Source organism: Pseudoalteromonas sp. PAST1, from assembly GCF_021532515.1.
Lineage (GTDB): Bacteria > Pseudomonadota > Gammaproteobacteria > Enterobacterales > Alteromonadaceae > Pseudoalteromonas > Pseudoalteromonas simplex.
In genome coordinates this window covers 1-17,601 of record NZ_JAKGBH010000029.1, presented here as the reverse complement: position 1 = coordinate 17,601, position 17,601 = coordinate 1, and the positions used below count along the sequence as shown (strand labels likewise).

The 17,601-nt window shown below is 42.1% G+C and carries 17 protein-coding genes; 13 read left to right on the top strand and 4 right to left on the bottom strand.

The genetic code is table 11. The features are described 5' to 3' along the window. Positions 1-92: 92 nt before the first annotated feature. The 4 genes from L1272_RS14635 to L1272_RS14620 all read right to left on the bottom strand — a co-directional run bounded on the left by L1272_RS14635 (position 93) and on the right by L1272_RS14620 (position 4,544). Positions 93-1,001, bottom strand: a complete 909-nt coding sequence (locus L1272_RS14635) for a hypothetical protein (RefSeq protein WP_199528674.1) — start codon at positions 999-1,001, stop codon at positions 93-95. Positions 1,002-1,140: 139 nt separating this feature from the next. Continuing rightward, entirely contained in the window at positions 1,141-1,617 is a 477-nt protein-coding gene (locus L1272_RS14630; RefSeq protein WP_199528675.1) for an FKBP-type peptidyl-prolyl cis-trans isomerase, read from the bottom strand. Then, positions 1,614-4,016, bottom strand: coding sequence for a Lon protease family protein (locus L1272_RS14625; protein ID WP_235373740.1), 2,403 nt, complete (start codon positions 4,014-4,016; stop codon positions 1,614-1,616). The genes L1272_RS14630 and L1272_RS14625 overlap by 4 nt, the downstream gene beginning before the upstream one ends. Positions 4,017-4,085: 69 nt before the next feature. Further along, a complete protein-coding gene (locus L1272_RS14620; protein WP_054551664.1) occupies positions 4,086-4,544 on the bottom strand; it encodes a zinc ribbon-containing protein in 459 nt (152 codons plus the stop codon). 186 nt (positions 4,545-4,730) lie between these two features. On the opposite strand from L1272_RS14620, the gene leuS reads away from it, so the two are divergent. The 13 genes from leuS to lipA all read left to right on the top strand — a co-directional run bounded on the left by leuS (position 4,731) and on the right by lipA (position 17,440). Then, entirely contained in the window at positions 4,731-7,319 is a 2,589-nt protein-coding gene (leuS, locus tag L1272_RS14615; RefSeq protein WP_199528676.1) for a leucine--tRNA ligase, read from the top strand. A gap of 1 nt (position 7,320) precedes the next feature. Continuing rightward, positions 7,321-7,809 carry an LPS-assembly lipoprotein LptE gene (locus L1272_RS14610; RefSeq protein ID WP_138602632.1) on the top strand — a complete coding sequence of 163 codons (489 nt, stop codon included), beginning with the start codon at positions 7,321-7,323 and terminating at the stop codon, positions 7,807-7,809. After that, entirely contained in the window at positions 7,809-8,849 is a 1,041-nt protein-coding gene (holA, locus tag L1272_RS14605) for a DNA polymerase III subunit delta (protein WP_062564350.1), read from the top strand. Before L1272_RS14610 ends, holA begins: the two co-directional genes overlap by 1 nt. A gap of 12 nt (positions 8,850-8,861) precedes the next feature. Then, on the top strand, positions 8,862-9,497 hold the full coding sequence (gene nadD, locus L1272_RS14600; RefSeq protein ID WP_199528677.1) for a nicotinate-nucleotide adenylyltransferase: 636 nt from the start codon (positions 8,862-8,864) through the stop codon (positions 9,495-9,497). Positions 9,498-9,553: 56 nt separating this feature from the next. Further along, complete coding sequence (gene rsfS / locus L1272_RS14595; RefSeq protein WP_054551669.1) at positions 9,554-9,871, top strand: ribosome silencing factor; 318 nt, start codon at positions 9,554-9,556, stop codon at positions 9,869-9,871. A 27-nt stretch (positions 9,872-9,898) separates the two neighbouring features. Then, positions 9,899-10,369: a 23S rRNA (pseudouridine(1915)-N(3))-methyltransferase RlmH gene (gene rlmH, locus L1272_RS14590; protein ID WP_036967350.1), complete on the top strand. Its 471-nt coding sequence runs from the start codon at positions 9,899-9,901 to the stop codon at positions 10,367-10,369. 8 nt (positions 10,370-10,377) lie between these two features. Further along, positions 10,378-12,258, top strand: a complete 1,881-nt coding sequence (gene mrdA, locus L1272_RS14585; RefSeq protein ID WP_138602636.1) for a penicillin-binding protein 2 — start codon at positions 10,378-10,380, stop codon at positions 12,256-12,258. Continuing rightward, positions 12,255-13,361 carry a rod shape-determining protein RodA gene (rodA, locus tag L1272_RS14580; protein WP_054551671.1) on the top strand — a complete coding sequence of 369 codons (1,107 nt, stop codon included), beginning with the start codon at positions 12,255-12,257 and terminating at the stop codon, positions 13,359-13,361. Before mrdA ends, rodA begins: the two co-directional genes overlap by 4 nt. Next, positions 13,361-14,128, top strand: coding sequence for a septal ring lytic transglycosylase RlpA family protein (locus tag L1272_RS14575; RefSeq protein ID WP_235373739.1), 768 nt, complete (start codon positions 13,361-13,363; stop codon positions 14,126-14,128). The genes rodA and L1272_RS14575 overlap by 1 nt, the downstream gene beginning before the upstream one ends. Before the next feature lie 54 nt (positions 14,129-14,182). Continuing rightward, positions 14,183-15,343 (top strand): serine hydrolase, encoded by a 1,161-nt coding sequence (locus L1272_RS14570; protein WP_054551673.1) that lies wholly within the window; start codon positions 14,183-14,185, stop codon positions 15,341-15,343. A gap of 183 nt (positions 15,344-15,526) precedes the next feature. Continuing rightward, positions 15,527-15,805 carry a DUF493 family protein YbeD gene (gene ybeD / locus L1272_RS14565; RefSeq protein ID WP_054551674.1) on the top strand — a complete coding sequence of 93 codons (279 nt, stop codon included), beginning with the start codon at positions 15,527-15,529 and terminating at the stop codon, positions 15,803-15,805. A 19-nt stretch (positions 15,806-15,824) separates the two neighbouring features. After that, positions 15,825-16,478 (top strand): lipoyl(octanoyl) transferase LipB, encoded by a 654-nt coding sequence (lipB, locus tag L1272_RS14560; protein ID WP_082389180.1) that lies wholly within the window; start codon positions 15,825-15,827, stop codon positions 16,476-16,478. Next, positions 16,475-17,440, top strand: a complete 966-nt coding sequence (lipA, locus tag L1272_RS14555) for a lipoyl synthase (RefSeq protein WP_054551675.1) — start codon at positions 16,475-16,477, stop codon at positions 17,438-17,440. The genes lipB and lipA overlap by 4 nt, the downstream gene beginning before the upstream one ends. Positions 17,441-17,601: the final 161 nt, after the last annotated feature.

Sequence of the window (17,601 nt, the reverse complement as noted above, 5' to 3'; positions counted from 1 at the left end):
CCTAAGAAATGAACATTAATAATTTTGGTCAAAGCTTAACCGACAACCACCTACTAAGTAGGTGGTTCAAAACCAGAAAACCAATCTCAATACTAGCATTGATAAGTATAAATTGTTCTATTTCCCTTAGTTTCAGTTTTAACAACTCGACAGCCGCCGCCACCGCCACCGCCACCGCCACCAAATGAAAGAATATAGTATCCGAATTTAACCTGCTCACCGCCACCATTTGAAAATACGAATCCTTTTCCATTTACCTGACTACGATTTAGTGGGATGGAATTATTGTCACCATCTCTACCACCTAAGATATTGAATGACTCTGTTGTTTGATCTAACGTTACACTAATAAAGCCATTTCCAGTCTGTGCTAAATCATCACTGTAAAAGTTTATACGGACGTATACCTCTAACTTATTCATATTAGGAAACTTAATTGTTCGCATTGTTTGTGACAATATTCTGGTGAGTCCAGACGTTTTCCCGCCAAAATAAAAATCATAAACATCATTTCGAACAAAACTGTACACTAAAAAATCATACGGACTACCTTTTACATCTATTTCCTTTCCTAACGCATAATTATCATTAGAGCTGGGGCTAGATTGCATGGTCGTATGATTATTTTTCCGCATGTTTGTCCCTTGAGCGAGCATGCTTTTTTCAGAAGCCTGTGTTACCACACGGACTAATTCTTTCCGATATTCGTAAAGGAGCGCTAAATCGTGAAGCTCATTACTGCTCAAGCTAGTTTCATAAACATCTGCAACTGGTTCACCAAAGCGGTCCTCAGAGTAGTAGGTATCGAACTTTGTAGCCCGTTCATTGATCATATCAACAACAATTATTGCTTCAGTATTATAATTAGTACTAAACCTTGCTACTCTTTCTTGTTGGCTCTTTGAACAATTGTTACAAATTTCAACATCTGCCTGACCAAATACAGGCAAAGATACACCAGTAAAAAGACCAACAATCAATAACATTATAATTTTGTTCATAAAAAATCCCTTATATTTTAAAAACGAAATAAATAAAACCATATACATATACATATACATATACATATACATATACAATCAGAATATTCCTAAAATCTGAAAGTCAGCGAACAAAACGATAAATTGCTAAAAAAGATATTTATTCATTAATCTTTATCAACTCTACATCAAATATAAGTAGCGAGCCTGCTGGAATGCTGCCGACGCGTTTACGGCCGTAAGCAAGCTGAGGCGGGATATAAAAGGTAAACTTATCCCCTTCGTTCATTAGCTGTAAGCCTTCGGTCCAACCTGCAATGACTTGATTTAAGCCGAAGCTGATAGGCGAGTTTCTTACCACTGAGCTGTCAAAAACACTACCATCCATAAGCGTACCATGATAGTGAACCTTTACTTTACTGGTTGCACTTGGCTTTGTGTCATTCCCTGAACTTTGCTCAACTTTGTATTGCAGCCCAGATGCGGTTTCATGAACATCATCAGCTTTACCATTATTCGCTAAAAAATCCGCGGCAAGCTTCTCATTTTCAAGCGCTTGAAGCTTCGCCTTTTTACTATTTTTAAAAATTAAAAAACAAAAAATACCAATGATCAGTAAAAGTATTAAATTAATCATTCTGCGTCCTTCTCATCATCATTGTCGCCATTTACAATATCTGCAATATTGGCAAGCCTTGCTAAGGCTAGCGCGTTTGTAGAGCCTTCAGGGTAACCTTCTGCGGTCATTTCACCTGCGTCTTTATCCATTAATAAGCTCAGTGCTTGATCAACGGTTTCAACGGCATAAATATTAAAGCGCCCTTTTTCAACGGCATCGAGTACTTCGTCATCAAGCACTAAATTAACTTGGTTTGATTTAGGAATAATCACCCCTTGCTCACCGGTTAAGCCTCGCATTTTGCAAAGTTTGAAGAAGCCTTCTATTTTCTCGTTTACACCACCAATTGATTGCACATCACCATGCTGGTTAATCGACCCCGTCAGTGCAATAGATTGGCTAATAGGTAAGTTTGTAATGGCTGATATAAGCGCGCACAGCTCTGCTAATGAGGCGCTATCACCGTCGATGTAGCCATAGCTTTGCTCTATTGCGATATTGGCACTGAGCGTTAGGCTAAATTGCTGAGCATACTTATTACCTAAGTAACCGGTTAATAGCATCACCCCTTTTGAGTGAATGGCTTTGCCTAGCTCGGCTTCACGTTCAACGTCAATAACGCCATCTGCACCTGCGTACACAGTGGCTGTAATGCGTGCAGGTGTGCCAAATGAGGTATCACCAATATGTAGCACAGTTAAGCCATTTACTTTGCCCACTGCGTGACCTTCGGTTGCAATTAAAATTTGCCCTTCTTTAATATCACTCAGCATGGTTTCTGAAATTTGCCCTGTGCGGTATTGCTTACCAACAATGGCTTCATCTATGTGATGAGCATCAATCACGGTTTGGCCATCTTGTTTGGCATAAAAACTGGCTTCTGCCACTAACTCTAATACATCTGCAAAGCGAGCTGAGAGCTTGTTATGGTGCTCAGCTTGGCGATAACTAAACTTTAATAATCTTGCCATTGCAGCTTCATTTACGGTGCAATTAAGTGTTTGCTGACAATATTCAGTTACCTTGGTAATGAACTGATATTGCAGTTTATCGCTACTTGGTAAGTAATAATCAAAGTCAGCAAGGACACGGAATAACTCTGCAAACTCTTCGTCATATTCACCAATGGTGTAATAAAGGTCGCGAGAGCCTAGCAGCACTATTTTTACATCAAGAGGAATAAGCTGCGGACGTAACGTAAAGCTACTTCCCACAGAGCTGTCTTGATAAGGTAAGTCGTTTTTGATTTGATGCGTTTTTAGAGAAAGCTTAAGGCCATCCCACACTTGTGGGTTCGCCATGACTTTCTCGGCATCCATAATCAAATAGCCACCATTAGCACGGTGCAGTGCACCTGGCTGAATTGAGCGGTAACTGGTGATAAGCGAGCCTTGCGAAGTCGCATATTCAATTTTGCCGAAAATATTGCCAAAAGTCGGATTCGGCTCATACACCACAGGGGCTGCATCGCCCTCTTTGTATTCGACTAGAATATTTGGTGCAAAGAAGTCTGTGAGCATCCCTTTACGGTCAAAGTCTTCTTTGTTTTCGTCGTTTTCATCATCGTCGAGCCATTCAAGTACCGCATCAATGATTTCTTCACGAATATCTTTTAAATAACGCAACACACCAATGTGCGTAGCGTATTTATGTTCAAGGGCTTTAATGAGTGGCTTAGTGGCAAGCTCAGCAGTTGATTTTTTAAGGTTACGTAGTTTTTCGGATGACTCTCGTTTCCAACGAGGAAGCTCTATTAATGCTTCGATTAACGCATCTTCAAGCTTTTCGATAACCTCATAAAATTCGATACGCAGTGGCTCATCAAGGGCTGAAAATTCACTGTCGCTCAGTTGTTTACCATTCACTAAAGGCGCAAATCCCACAACGCCATTTTCTTCAATCAGTGCCACACTTTGTTCAAGTGCTGCAATTTCAACAGCAGTAATTGCCGCATCGTAAGTATCGGTAAACTCACGGTCGATTGATTTTTTCTTGCGTTGATAACCCGGGTTATCAAAAGCTGCTGGGAATGTATCGAGTACTTCGTCGATAAATGAATCTATATCGTCAGCTAACTGCTTTGATTGACCTGCTTGCATAAATAACGCGATTGGCTCGCGGTGGTCATCATAGTTATTAACATACAACCACTCATTAGGCGTTGGGCGGTCTTTTGAATGGGCTGTGAGTTTGTCTTTTACTAAGGTGTAACGACCATGAGCCGCTTCACCCATCACATAAACATTGTAACCCGGTAATTCCATTCCGAGTGAAAAGTCGAGGGCACTTTGTGCACGTTGTTGACCAATAAATGGCAACGCTTCTGGATATGGGTTTTGCATACAAGTCGCAACATGACTTGCGGCAATCTTAGGCGCTAACGCAGAAATAGGTAGAGGGATTAGTTTTTTTGTCATTCTAACTTCTTATTTCCCAGTCTTGACTGGGCATTATAGGTAACGCCCAGCACAAGCCTGCGTCACTGATTAAGGTTGTAATGCCTTACGGCGAAAATAAATACCGCCACATTCAGTACAAGGAGTAATTTGCGTAGCATGGTAAACATCGTAACTATGCTGACAATTTTTACATACTAATGTGCCCATGGCTATCCATTCTCCCTCTTGATAAACACCATTATGTTGAAAATCTTGGTTTAAGGCTTGCCATTCGAGCTGGGTTTTATCTTCAATGTGCGATAACTCATACCAAAGCGATTCTTTAAGCTCTAGCCATGCGAGTGAATCATAGTGACTGTCGTTTTCTTTAATGTGGTCGATATCGCGTTGTAGATAGTCACGATACTGATTGAGCTTTTCTTGCCCTAAGTCTTTAAGTGCCTGCTCTGACTCAACAAATTTTTCCATTGCATCTTTTAGCTCATGATCTTTTACGTCTTTAAGCCATGCACTTAAATCGCTAAGCCAAGATTTATAATCTGCCATCGCTTACTCCTTCAAAAATGATGAAAAATCAACCGTTATTCTAGTTGAGTATAGGTTAACCTGCCCTGAAAATATATTTCCTTGGAAAATTAACAAAAGCGCCTATTTGCCGCTGTGATTAGCATGTATTTTGGGTTATCCTTATCGACAATTTTTTATTAATTTGCAAGAAGTCTGGAATCGTAGATGCAAGAGCAATATAACCCGCAAGACATTGAGTCAAAAGTACAAGCCTACTGGGAAGAAAACCAAGTATTTAAAGTCACTGAAGATGAGAGCAAAGAAAAGTATTACTGCCTATCTATGTTCCCATACCCAAGCGGCCGACTCCACATGGGTCACGTTCGTAACTACACCATTGGTGACGTAGTATCACGCTTCCAACGCTTGCAAGGCAAAAACGTAATGCAACCTATGGGTTGGGATGCGTTTGGTCTACCTGCTGAAAATGCGGCAATCAAAAATAACACTGCCCCTGCTAAATGGACTTACGAAAACATCGATTACATGCGCAACCAGTTAAAGCAACTAGGCTTTGGTTACGACTGGGATCGTGAAATCGCGACATGTCACCCAGAATACTACAAGTGGGAACAATGGTTCTTCACTAAGCTTTATGAAAAAGGCTTAGTATACAAAAAGATGTCAACAGTAAACTGGGATCCAGTTGACCAAACTGTACTTGCTAACGAGCAAGTAATTGATGGTCGTGGTTGGCGTTCAGGTGCCATTGTTGAGCAAAAAGAAATTCCACAATGGTTCATCAAAATCACTGATTACGCACAAGAGCTACTAGACGATTTAGATAAACTTGATCACTGGCCTGAGCAAGTTAAAACCATGCAGCGCAACTGGATTGGTCGCTCTGAAGGTTTAGAAATCGAATTTAAGCGTGCTGATAACGAAGACACATTCAGTGTTTATACAACGCGCCCAGATACCTTCATGGGTGTGACTTACGTAGCAGTTGCTGCAGGTCACCCAATTGCACAAGAAGCCGCTAAAAACAGCGACGCTGTAGCTATGTTTGTTGATGAATGTAAAAACACGAAAATCGCTGAAGCAGACATGGCCACCATGGACAAAAAAGGCATTGCAACTGGCTTTTATGCGATTCACCCATTAACAGGTAAGCAAGTACCGATTTGGGTTGCTAACTTTGTATTAATGGATTACGGCTCAGGCGCTGTAATGGCTGTTCCTGCACATGACCAACGTGACTACGAGTTCGCATCAGCTTATGGCCTTGAAATTGCCCAAGTTATCGCACCAGCTGCAGGTTCTGTAGAAACGGTTGATTTAGACAATCAAGCATACACAGAAAAAGGCGTGTTAGTTAACTCAGGTGAGTTCGATGGTCTTGAGTTTGAAGCAGCGTTTAATGCCGTTGCAGACAAACTAGAAGCACTGGGTGTAGGTGAGCGTAAAGTTAATTTCCGTCTACGTGACTGGGGTGTTAGCCGTCAGCGTTACTGGGGCTCTCCAATTCCAATGCTTAGCGACGAAAATGGTGATGAGCTTGCAGCAACAGAAGACATGCTACCAGTTCGCTTACCAGAAGACGTAGTTATGAATGGTGTGACTTCACCAATCAAAGCTGATCCTGAGTGGGCTAAAACAACAGTAAATGGCGCGCCTGCATTCCACGAAACAGATACCTTCGATACCTTCATGGAGTCGTCTTGGTACTACGCTCGTTACTGTAGCCCACGTTTTGACGAAGGCATGATCGAGCCAGGTGCTGCCAATTACTGGTTACCAGTAAACCAATACATTGGTGGTATTGAGCATGCGATCTTGCACTTACTTTACTCGCGTTTCTTCCACAAACTATTACGTGACTTTGGTTTAGTAAACTCAGATGAGCCATTTGAGCGCTTATTATGTCAAGGCATGGTACTAGCTGATACTTTCTATCGTAAAGATGAGAAAGGCGGTGATATCTGGATTTCACCAACAGACGTACAAACTGAAACAGACGACAAAGGTCGTGTTGTTAAAGCGTGGCACAAAGAAGATGGCGAGCCAGTATTCTCTGCGGGCATGAGCAAAATGTCGAAATCGAAAAATAACGGTATCGACCCACAACAAGTTATCGCCCAGTACGGTGCGGACACAGTGCGTTTATTCATGATGTTCACTGCACCACCAGAGCAAACTCTTGAATGGTCTGATTCAGGTGTTGAAGGTGCAATGCGTTTCTTAAAACGTATTTGGAAATACGCTGTTGATGTTGAAACAGTAGGTTATCAAGCGCTTGATAAGTCAGCGTTAAATAACGACCAAAAAGTACTTCGCCGTGAACTTCATAAAGCAATTGCAAAAGTGACTGATGACGTTGAACGTCGTCAAACATTCAACACTGCAATCGCTGCTATCATGGAAATTTCGAACAAGTTACTTAAAGCACCACTTGCTGATAAACAAGATGTAGCAATTGCTAACGAAGCACTTGAAGCATTACTTATCATGCTTGCGCCTATCACACCGCACATGTGTCACCAGTTATGGCAAGACCTTGGCAAAGAAGGCGATATATTAGATGCAGCATGGCCAACAGTTGATGAGTCAGCACTTGTTGAAGATGAGAAGCTAATCATTGTACAAGTTAACGGTAAGCTACGTGCTAAGTTAACAGTGCCTGCAGATGCAACTAAAGAGCAAGTTGAAGCATTAGCATTTGCTGAAGAAAACGTGACTAAGTTCACTGATGGCGCGACTATCCGTAAAGTAATTTACGTACCAGGCAAACTACTTAACGTGGTTGCTAACTAAGATGGCAGCGCTTCACGCACTGAAAAACGGACTAGCCCTTGCGCTAGTCTGTTTACTGCTGACAAGTTGTGGCTTTCACTTAAAGAAAGCCTCTAACTTGCCTGACGACTTGAAAGTAATCACCCTTGTTGGTGATGATGAAAAGTCAGCCTTATTCGAATTAGTCGAAAAAGAACTGATTGCGAGTAAAGTTGAGCTTAACCAAGTTGGTAAACATCCTGAGTTAAAGATTCATAAAGACCGCTTAGAGCGTCAAATTCTGTCATTGTTTGATAATGGTCAGGTTGCTGAATATGAACTTGCCTACAGCGTAAGCTATACCCTCAAGCGCCCTGGACAAAAAGCGATTAATCAAAGCTTTGAATTGTATCGTAACTACCAAGACGACCCAGACAATGCCCTTGCAAAAGCAAAAGAGCTTGATTTGCTATTAGGCGAAATTCGTAAGCAAGCGAGTCGTCGTATTGTTCGTGAGTTATCACAACTGTAATGCGTTGTTATGCAAACCAGCTTCCTAGCCAGTTAAAAAAAGGCCTCGCGCCTTTTTACATGGTGTTTGGTGAAGAGCCTTATCAAATTGCGCAGTGCATCATGCAAATTCGCCAAGCAGCTAAACAGCAAGGCTTTGACGAGGTAATCAAATTTACCTTAATGCCGGGTTTTGACTGGCAAGAAATTGTTGCTCAATATCAAAGTATGTCACTGTTCAGCGCTCGTACCTTAATTGAGTTTGATTTAAACGAGCAAAAACCTGGTACGCAAGGCAGCCAAATCTTTAAGCAGCTTGTTGAGCTTGCTAACCCCGATACTATTTTGGTTTTAAAAGGCGCCAAAGCCAGCCAAGATATTCAACGCAGTGCTTGGTTTAAAGCCCTCGATAAGCAAGGCTTATTTGTTCCTTGTTACCCATTAACAGGTAATCACCTGAGCCGCTGGTTAGATGAACAATGCTACCGTTTAAACTTAAACCTTCACAACAACGCAAAACAAAGCTTAATTGATGCCACTGAAGGAAATTTACTTGCCTGTCATCAAGAGTTAGAAAAGCTATCTTTGCTTTATGGTAGTGAGCTAATTGACCAGCAAGCTGTGATGCAAGGGCTACTGAATCAGTCAAAATTTGATATTTTTGATTTGAGTGATGCTTTATTAAATGGCCACGCCGAACAAGCAGTTAAAGTAATGACTAAGCTGGCTGCCGATAACACTGAAGCCATGAGTATTTTTTGGGCCATCAATAAAGAAGCAGCTAACTTACTGGCAATGCAACACGGGCGCTTGAATGGTGCCAATATGGCTGATTTATACAAAAAGTATAATATTTGGAAAAACCAACAAGCTGTTGTACAACAGGCCTTAAACCGCTTGAACATCCAAGTACTCGAACAAATTACCAAACAATTAGCCCAGTTTGATGCCGCATATAAACAAGGCAACCTTGTAGCCCCCTACCAAGCATTAATGCAAATATGCTTAGTGTTTTGCCAACCTGTGGCGATACCTTTACCTTGCCACCCGGTCTTTGACTAAGAGTAACAATTCATGATTGCTATTTTTGGTGGCACCTTTGATCCAATTCACTTAGGTCATATTAATATGGCCCAGCAGTGTGTTCAGCAGTGCCAACTCGATACCCTTTACTTCATGCCTTGTGCTATTCCTGCTCACAAAGCCAAGCCAGGAATAAGTGATGAGCATCGTATAAACATGCTAAAACTTGCGATTGACGACAATCCGCATTTTGCTATCGATTACCGCGAACTAAACCGAGAAGGTGCGTCTTATTCTTTGCTGAGTTTAGAAGAGCTTCGTGCAGAAAACCCAGCAGCGCCGATTATGTTTTTAATCGGCATGGACTCATTCAATAGCCTAGATAAATGGTTTAAATGGCAAGAAGTTGTCAAACTTTGTCATATTGTGGTGTACCAGCGTCCGGGGCAGCACTGCCAAGTATCTGGTGAACTTGCAGCTTATAAAGAGAATGCCGTAACAGAGCAACTTAGCCAGCTACAACAAGCCCCTGCAGGTAAGTTATTCTTTTTAAATGGCTTACAAGTTAATGCCGCCTCAAGCGAAATAAGAAAAAAGCTGCATTTAAATAATGATATAGCGGAACTTTTACCTACCAATGTAAGTCACTATATTGCGCAGCATCATCTTTACCAAACAGATGAATAAATACTGCCTGCGTGATAAAATAACAAATTAAGATTATTTATTTTTGAGAAAACACTTTGGATTCTAAACAACTACTCGCATTTGCCCTTGATAAAGTCGACGATATGAAAGCCCGTGATGTGGTACAGCTTGATGTTCGTGGTAAGTCTGACATTACTGATTACATGTTAGTGTGCTCAGGTAACTCTAAACGCCATGTACAATCTATTGCTGATCATGTTGCTAAAGAAGCACGCCATGCTGGTGAAGAACCTCTCGGTTACGAAGGCCAAAACGAAGGTGAATGGGTGCTTGTAGACCTAGGTGATGTGGTTGTGCATGTTATGCAAGACCAAACTCGCGACTTCTATGATCTAGAGAAACTTTGGGGCTAACCCTTAGCAAGGACATAGGTAACCATTTTGAAAATACAATTGATTGCTGTTGGCACCAAAATGCCAGCATGGGTTGAAACCGGATTCACAGAATATCAACGTCGCTTCCCGCGTGATATGCCTCTTGAGCTAATTGAAATCCCCGCAGGTAAACGTGGTAAAAATGCGGATATCAAACGTATTTTACAACTTGAAGGCGAAAAGACCCTAGCTGCGATCCCTAAAGGTAACCGCATTGTAACGCTAGAGGTGACGGGTAAACCAATGGATACCCATCAGCTGGCAAAAAGTATGGAAAAGTGGCAGCTTGATGGTCGCGATGTTAGCTTATTGATTGGTGGACCAGAAGGCTTAGCACCTGAGTGTATTGCAGCGTCTGAGCAAAAGTGGTCATTATCAAACCTGACACTACCGCACCCGCTAGTGCGCATCATTGTTGCAGAAAGCCTATACCGAGGCTGGAGCTTGAATAACAACCACCCTTATCATCGCGAGTAGTAAAGCCAATGCGAAAACACAGACCCACGATTCGAGACCACTCGGCTGAAGCAAACTTGTTTGCTCGCCGAGCATTTGTGGGTTTTGTGTTTGTGACACTGTTAATTGGTGTGTTGTTATCTAACCTATACAACATCCAAGTTATCGAACATCAAGATTATCAAACACGTTCGAACGATAACCGCATCAAAGTTATTCCAATTGCCCCTAACCGTGGGCTTATTTACGACAGAAATGGCGTATTACTGGCTGAAAACAAGCCAGTTTATAATTTAGAAGTAATACCCGAGGAAGTTGATAACCTTGAAGAGGCACTGAGCGAAGTTGAAAAAGTTATTAAAATAACTGAGCAACAAAAAGCTGACTTTCTAGATGACATTAAGCACAATCGCCGCTTTAAAAGCCAAGTATTAAAAGCCCGTTTAGACGAAACCGAAGTTGCAAAGTTCTCGGTTAATCAGCATAAGTTTCCTGGCTTTAGTATCGAAGCGCGTTTAGCTCGCTATTACCCTTATGGTGATACCCTTACCCATGCCCTAGGTTATGTTGCCAAACTCAACAAAAAAGAACTCACCAAACTGGAAGCAGAAGACCAAGCAACTAACTACCGTGCAACCCACGACATTGGTAAGCTGGGTATCGAAAAGTATTACGAAGAACTTCTTCATGGTGTGGTTGGTTCGCAGCGCGTTGAAGTGAATAACCGTGGCCGAGTTATCCGCACTTTAAGCCTCACGCCACCTGAGCCTGGTCACGACTTAGTACTGACTTTGGATATTGGCCTGCAACAAATTGCTCAACATGCCTTAAAAGATATGCGTGGTGCCATTGTAGTGCTTGATGCTAAAGATGGCGGCGTTTTAGCACTTTACTCCAACCCAAGTTATGACCCGAATTTATTTGTCCATGGTATCAGCAGCACAGATTACAAAAAGTTGTTAAACCCAGACCGACCGCTAATTAACCGAACCACGCAAGGCCGTTATGCACCTGCCTCTACAGTAAAACCTCATATGTCGATCCTTGCTCTTGAAGAAGGACTGGTAACCGAGCAAACACAAATTTGGGATCCGGGTTTTTTCCAAATTCCTAACGTGGAGCACAAATGGCGTGACTGGAAACGTTGGGGCCATGGCCATGTTGATGTTTATCGTGCTATTGAAGAGTCATGCGATACCTATTTTTACGATGTTGCTTACCGTTTAGGGATCACCAAAATCAGTGACTTTATGACGCAGTTTGGCTTTGGCGAACTCTCTGGAATCGATATTCATGAAGAAACATCTGCCATTATGCCATCGCGAGAATGGAAAGAAGCCCGCTTTAGAGAATCATGGTGGCGCGGCGACACCATTTCTGTAGGTATCGGGCAAGGTTATTGGACCGCAACACCAATGCAAATAGCTAATGCAACCAACATCTTAGTGAACCGTGGACTCGATCACCCTCCGCACCTTGTACAAGTCGCTAAAAAAGAAAACGAAGTAACGCAAATTAATAATGATGAAAAGCCACCTGTAGTATTAAAAAATCCTCATCATTGGCAAATTGCGCTAGACGCCATGCACAACACCGTACATAAAGTCACAGGTACTGCTCATAAAGCATTTAAAGGGGCGAATTATGACCCAGCAGGTAAAACAGGTACTGCTCAGGTTGTGAGTATTGCTCAAGGTGAGCGTTACGACGCAAAATCACTTAAAGAGCGCCAACGTGATAACGCTATCTATGTTGGTTTTGCACCCTATAACGATCCACAAATTGTGGTCTCTGTGGTGGTTGAAAACACCGGTGGTGGTAGTACAGTTGGTGCGCCTATTGCGCGTCAATTAATGGATTACTACTTCTCAGCGAACCCGATTCAAATAGCCCAAAGTGACGCGCCATGATCCCATTAAATAAAAAACGCTCAATATGGCAGCGCCTACACCTCGATTTACCACTACTTATCGCCCTTATGACGATGATGGTAGCCAGCCTTGCTATTGTATACAGTGCCAGCGGCCAAGACTCTGCAATGATGATACGCCACGCAACACGTATGTTTGGCGCTATCCTAGGTATGTTTATACTCGCCCAGTTTTCGCCTAACACATTAAAGAGTATGGTTATTCCGCTCTACTGCGTGGGGCTTTTAATGCTGGTTGGGGTGTTGTTATTTGGGGTTAGTTCAAAAGGCGCTCAGCGCTGGCTAGACTTAGGAGTAACCCGTTTCCAACCGTCAGAGTTAATGAAAATAGCCGTGCCAATGATGGTTGCATGGTATATCGGGCGTAACCATTTACCGCCAAGAATCATTCATTTAATTATTGGCTTTGCGATTGTAATGGTGCCAACCATTTTAATTAAAGAACAACCCGACTTAGGCACCTCTATTTTGATTGCCAGTTCAGGGATATTTGTATTGTTTTTATCTGGGCTAAGTTGGCGTCTTATTGGCTTTTTATCTGCTACTGTTGGTTTGGCAGCATGGCCGTTTTGGCATTACGTGATGCTTGATTATCAAAAACAACGGGTACTGACCTTTTTAGATCCTGAAAGCGATCCGCTTGGCTCGGGTTACCACATAATTCAATCGAAAATTGCGATAGGTTCTGGCGGCATTGAAGGTAAAGGCTGGCTGCAAGGTACCCAATCACAATTAGAGTTTTTACCTGAGCGTCATACCGATTTTATTTTTTCTGTACTAAGCGAAGAGTTTGGCCTGTTCGGGGTTTGTTTATTACTTTGTATGTACTTGTTTATTATTGGTCGTGGCTTATATATTGCGGTAAACGCACAAGATGCGTTTGGTAAGTTGCTTGCCGGCGCATTAACACTGACCTTCTTTGTTTATGTATTTGTAAATATTGGCATGGTTTCGGGCTTACTGCCTGTAGTAGGTGTTCCGTTACCTCTAATAAGTTATGGTGGCACCTCAATGGTGACCTTGATGGCCGGATTTGGCATTATCATGTCTATCGCCACCGATAAAAGGATGCTTTTAAAATAATGACACAGCGAGTTAATTACTTACTTATAGCGTTATTTTCTGTGCTGCTAGCAGCATGTAGCTCTTCATCTCAGCAAGGCCGTTATGCTATGGAGCATGATGCAGCCCCGCTTCGCAAACCAACCGAACTTGAAATGCAAGATGCCATAGTCACGGCGGTTGTTAAAAGTGCAAGCGCTAGTCGTCCTTTCGAAGTCCGTGGTAAACGCTACACGCCGATGCTAGATGAAACTGGCTACTCTGAAGAAGGCATTGCTTCGTGGTATGGTCGAAAGTTTCACAATTACCACACCTCAAACGGCGAAGTGTACGATATGTTTGCGATGACAGCAGCCCATAAAACGCTGCCGCTACCGAGCTTTGCCAGAGTAACAAATTTAGATAACGGAAAATCAGTAATTGTTCGTGTAAACGACCGTGGCCCATTTCATGATGACCGGATTATCGATTTATCTTATTCTGCGGCCTATAAATTAGGTTATTACCGACAAGGTACAGCCCGTGTTAAGGTTGAGGCTGTTACCCTTGCCAATTCTGCCCCTCGTTTAAGCTACATTCAGGTTGCAGCGGGAAGTACTCTTGCTAATGTTGAAGCGCTCGCGTTTCAACTTCGTCAGCAATATCATGTGCCAACAAACATTGTTGAAAAAGATGGAATCTATCGATTACGTCTTGGTCCAATAAAAGATGCCGCAGAAGCACAAGCAGTTTTAGAAAAGCTAAAACAAAACCAATTTCAGAACGCGTTCTTGCTTTACAGTGAGTAAGACCTTTAGAATAGGTCAACGCAACATGTTTAACTTTAACCATTAATGAGTACGATGAAATCTATAAAATATAAAATCTTAAGTGGCGTTTGTGGCCTTGTTTGCACTGCTAGCGTATTTTCTGCAACAGCCCAAATTATCCCTGCCCCACCTCAAGTTAATGCGAAAGGTTATTTCTTGGTTGATTTCACCACAGGTAAAGTGATTGCCGAAGGCGAAGCAGATACAAAATTAGCACCGGCTAGTTTAACCAAAATGATGACCAGTTATGTAATTGGTACTGAAATCAAAGCAGGTAATATTGCACCAACTGATATGGTTACAGTCAGTGAAAAAGCCTGGGCAAAGAATTTCCCTGAATCATCAAAAATGTTTATCGAAGTCGGTAAGCAGATCAGCGTTGATGACTTAAACCACGGTATCATTATTCAATCGGGTAACGATGCCTGTGTAGCAATGGCAGAACACATTGCTGGTAGTGAAAGCGCATTTGCTGATTTAATGAATGCCCACGCTGAAAAACTTGGCATGACTAACAGCCACTTCGTAAATAGCCATGGTTTAGATACTAACGAACACTTCACGACACCACGTGATATGGCAACTTTAGGTGCTGCACTTATTCGCGATGTACCAGATGAGTACGAAGTATACGCGAAAAAATCATTCACTTTTAACGGCATCAAGCAATACAACCGTAACTCATTGTTATGGGATGAAAGCATGAACGTTGACGGTATTAAAACTGGCCATACATCAGAAGCGGGTTATAGCTTAGTAACTTCTGCAACTAAAGATGATATGCGTTTAATCGCGGTAGTAATGGGCACAGAAAGCGAACGTGCTCGTAAAGTTGAAAGCAAAAAACTATTGAACTACGGTTTCCGCTTTTTCGAAACAATCACGCCATATAAAGCAGGCGACAGCTTTGCTGAGCAACGTATTTGGATGGGTAACAAAGAAAACGTATCGTTAGGTATCTTAGAAGATACGCCAATTACGATTCCACGTGGTCAGCGTAAAAATTTAAAGGCGAACTTTGAGCTTGATAAAACATTAGAAGCACCGCTTGCAAAAGGTACTAAAGTAGGCACGCTATTCTTACAGCTTGAAGGTGAAGAAATTGCACAATATCCACTAGTTACACTAGAAGAAGTGGAAGAAGGCAGCTTCTTTAGCAAGATCTACGATTACCTACGTTTACAAATTCAGTAATCTGGACATAAAGTTTATAAACGCCTTGCACCGCAAGGCGTTTTTTTTTGTCTGAAAAATGATAGAATGCGCCCCATATCAGTCGCGCTGGGTCGAGTGCGTCGTAATCTAAGTTTGCTTAACGCCAAGAAATGGCAGAGAACACCTCTATTAAGCACACTCACTGTTTGAGGAGTCACCGTCGTGGTTCAACCTGTAAAAAATACTAAGTTTGATGAGTATTTAGATTTCCCTTGCCCATTCACATTTAAAATCATGGGCTTAGCTAACGTAAATCTAACAGATCAAATCCTAGAAAAGCTGCAACCAATTGCACCTGGCGATTATGCGCCAAAGGTAAAACCAAGCAGCAAAGGTAATTACGAATCTGTAACGCTTGTAGCAACGGTTACAAGTAAAGAGCACATCGAAGAAATTTATAACGTGATCAGCAACATCGATGACGTACGTCACATGCTATAGGCCGATTACGGAGTAACTCGTGAGCGAAAGAGAATTAATCGTTCGTCAATTAGGTCGTCAGCGTTACATGCCAATTTGGCAAAAAATGCAATCTTTTACCGACACCCGTGATGAGCACACAGCAGATGAAATTTGGCTTGTAGAGCATGAGCCTGTATTTACGCAAGGCCAAGCAGGCAAAGCTGAGCACTTATTAAATACCGGTGATATCGAAGTGATCCAAGTGGATCGTGGTGGTCAAGTTACCTATCACGGACCAGGCCAACAAATGATGTATGTGCTATTCAACTTACGTCGTTTAAACATTGGTGTAAGGGAGCTAGTAACCTGGCTTGAAGAGTGCATTATTGATACGTTAAAAGACTACGACATTGATGCCTACGCGAAAGCGGACGCACCCGGTGTTTACGTTAACGACAGCAAAGTTGCCTCATTAGGCCTTCGCGTTCGCCGCGGTTGCTCTTTCCACGGTTTAGCACTAAATGTAAGTATGGATCTAAGTCCATTCTTACGTATTAATCCATGCGGCTATGCTGGTATGAACATGGTGCAAACAACCGATCTTAACGGTCCGCAAAACCTCGAGCAAGCAGGTGCAGGGCTTGTAAAACACATGATTAAAAAGCTTAATGCTACTGTGGTTAAGCACACTGAAGGGTTTGAAAACGAATGAATAAACCAGTCAAAATGGAACCAGGCGTAAAACTGCGTGATGCAGAAAAAATGGCACTGATCCCAGTTAAAGTTTTACCGACTGAAAAAAACGAAATGTTGCGTAAGCCAGAGTGGCTAAAAATTCGCTTACCAAAATCAACTGAACGTATTGATGGTATTAAACAAGCGATGCGTAAACATGGTTTACACTCAGTGTGTGAAGAGGCTTCGTGCCCTAACCTATCTGAATGCTTCAACCATGGTACTGCGACTTTCATGATCTTAGGTGCTATTTGTACTCGTCGTTGTCCGTTCTGTGATGTTGCCCATGGCCGTCCATTAAAGCCAGATGCAGCTGAGCCAGAAAAGCTAGCGCTGACTATTAAAGACATGAAGCTAAGCTATGTTGTAATCACGTCAGTAGACCGTGATGATTTACGTGATGGTGGTGCACAGCACTTTGCTGACTGTATTCGTGAAATTCGTAAGCACAACCCAGAAATCACGATTGAAATTCTAGTACCTGACTTCCGTGGTCGTATGGACAGAGCCCTTGATATCTTAATCGAGACGCCGCCAGATGTATTTAACCACAACCTAGAAACAGCACCGCGTTTATACAAATTAGCGCGTCCAGGTGCTGACTATAAATGGTCACTTGAGTTGTTACGCCGCTTTAAAGAAGCACATCCAGATGTGAAAACTAAATCTGGTTTGATGGTAGGTTTAGGTGAAGAAATTAGCGAAATCGAAGAAGTATTACGTGATTTACGCGAGCATAACGTTGATATGCTAACGGTAGGTCAATACCTACAACCTTCTAAGCACCACTTACCGGTTAAACGCTATGTGCCGCCAGCAGAGTTTGATGCTTTAAAAGATTATGCAGACGAAATTGGCTTTACACATGCGGCCTGTGGTCCATTTGTTCGCTCAAGCTACCATGCTGACCAACAAGCAGCTGGTAAAGAAGTGAAGTAATACTTTTACAACTATTTAAAAGCCGCTCTATAGCGTAATGCTGATCAGTTAAGAATATTTTTATGATCACTTGACTGATCTTTTCATAGCTTCAAAATCCGATATTAGAAATAATATCGGATTTTTTATGTCTCTAATTCAGCACTTCGATGATATGTCCT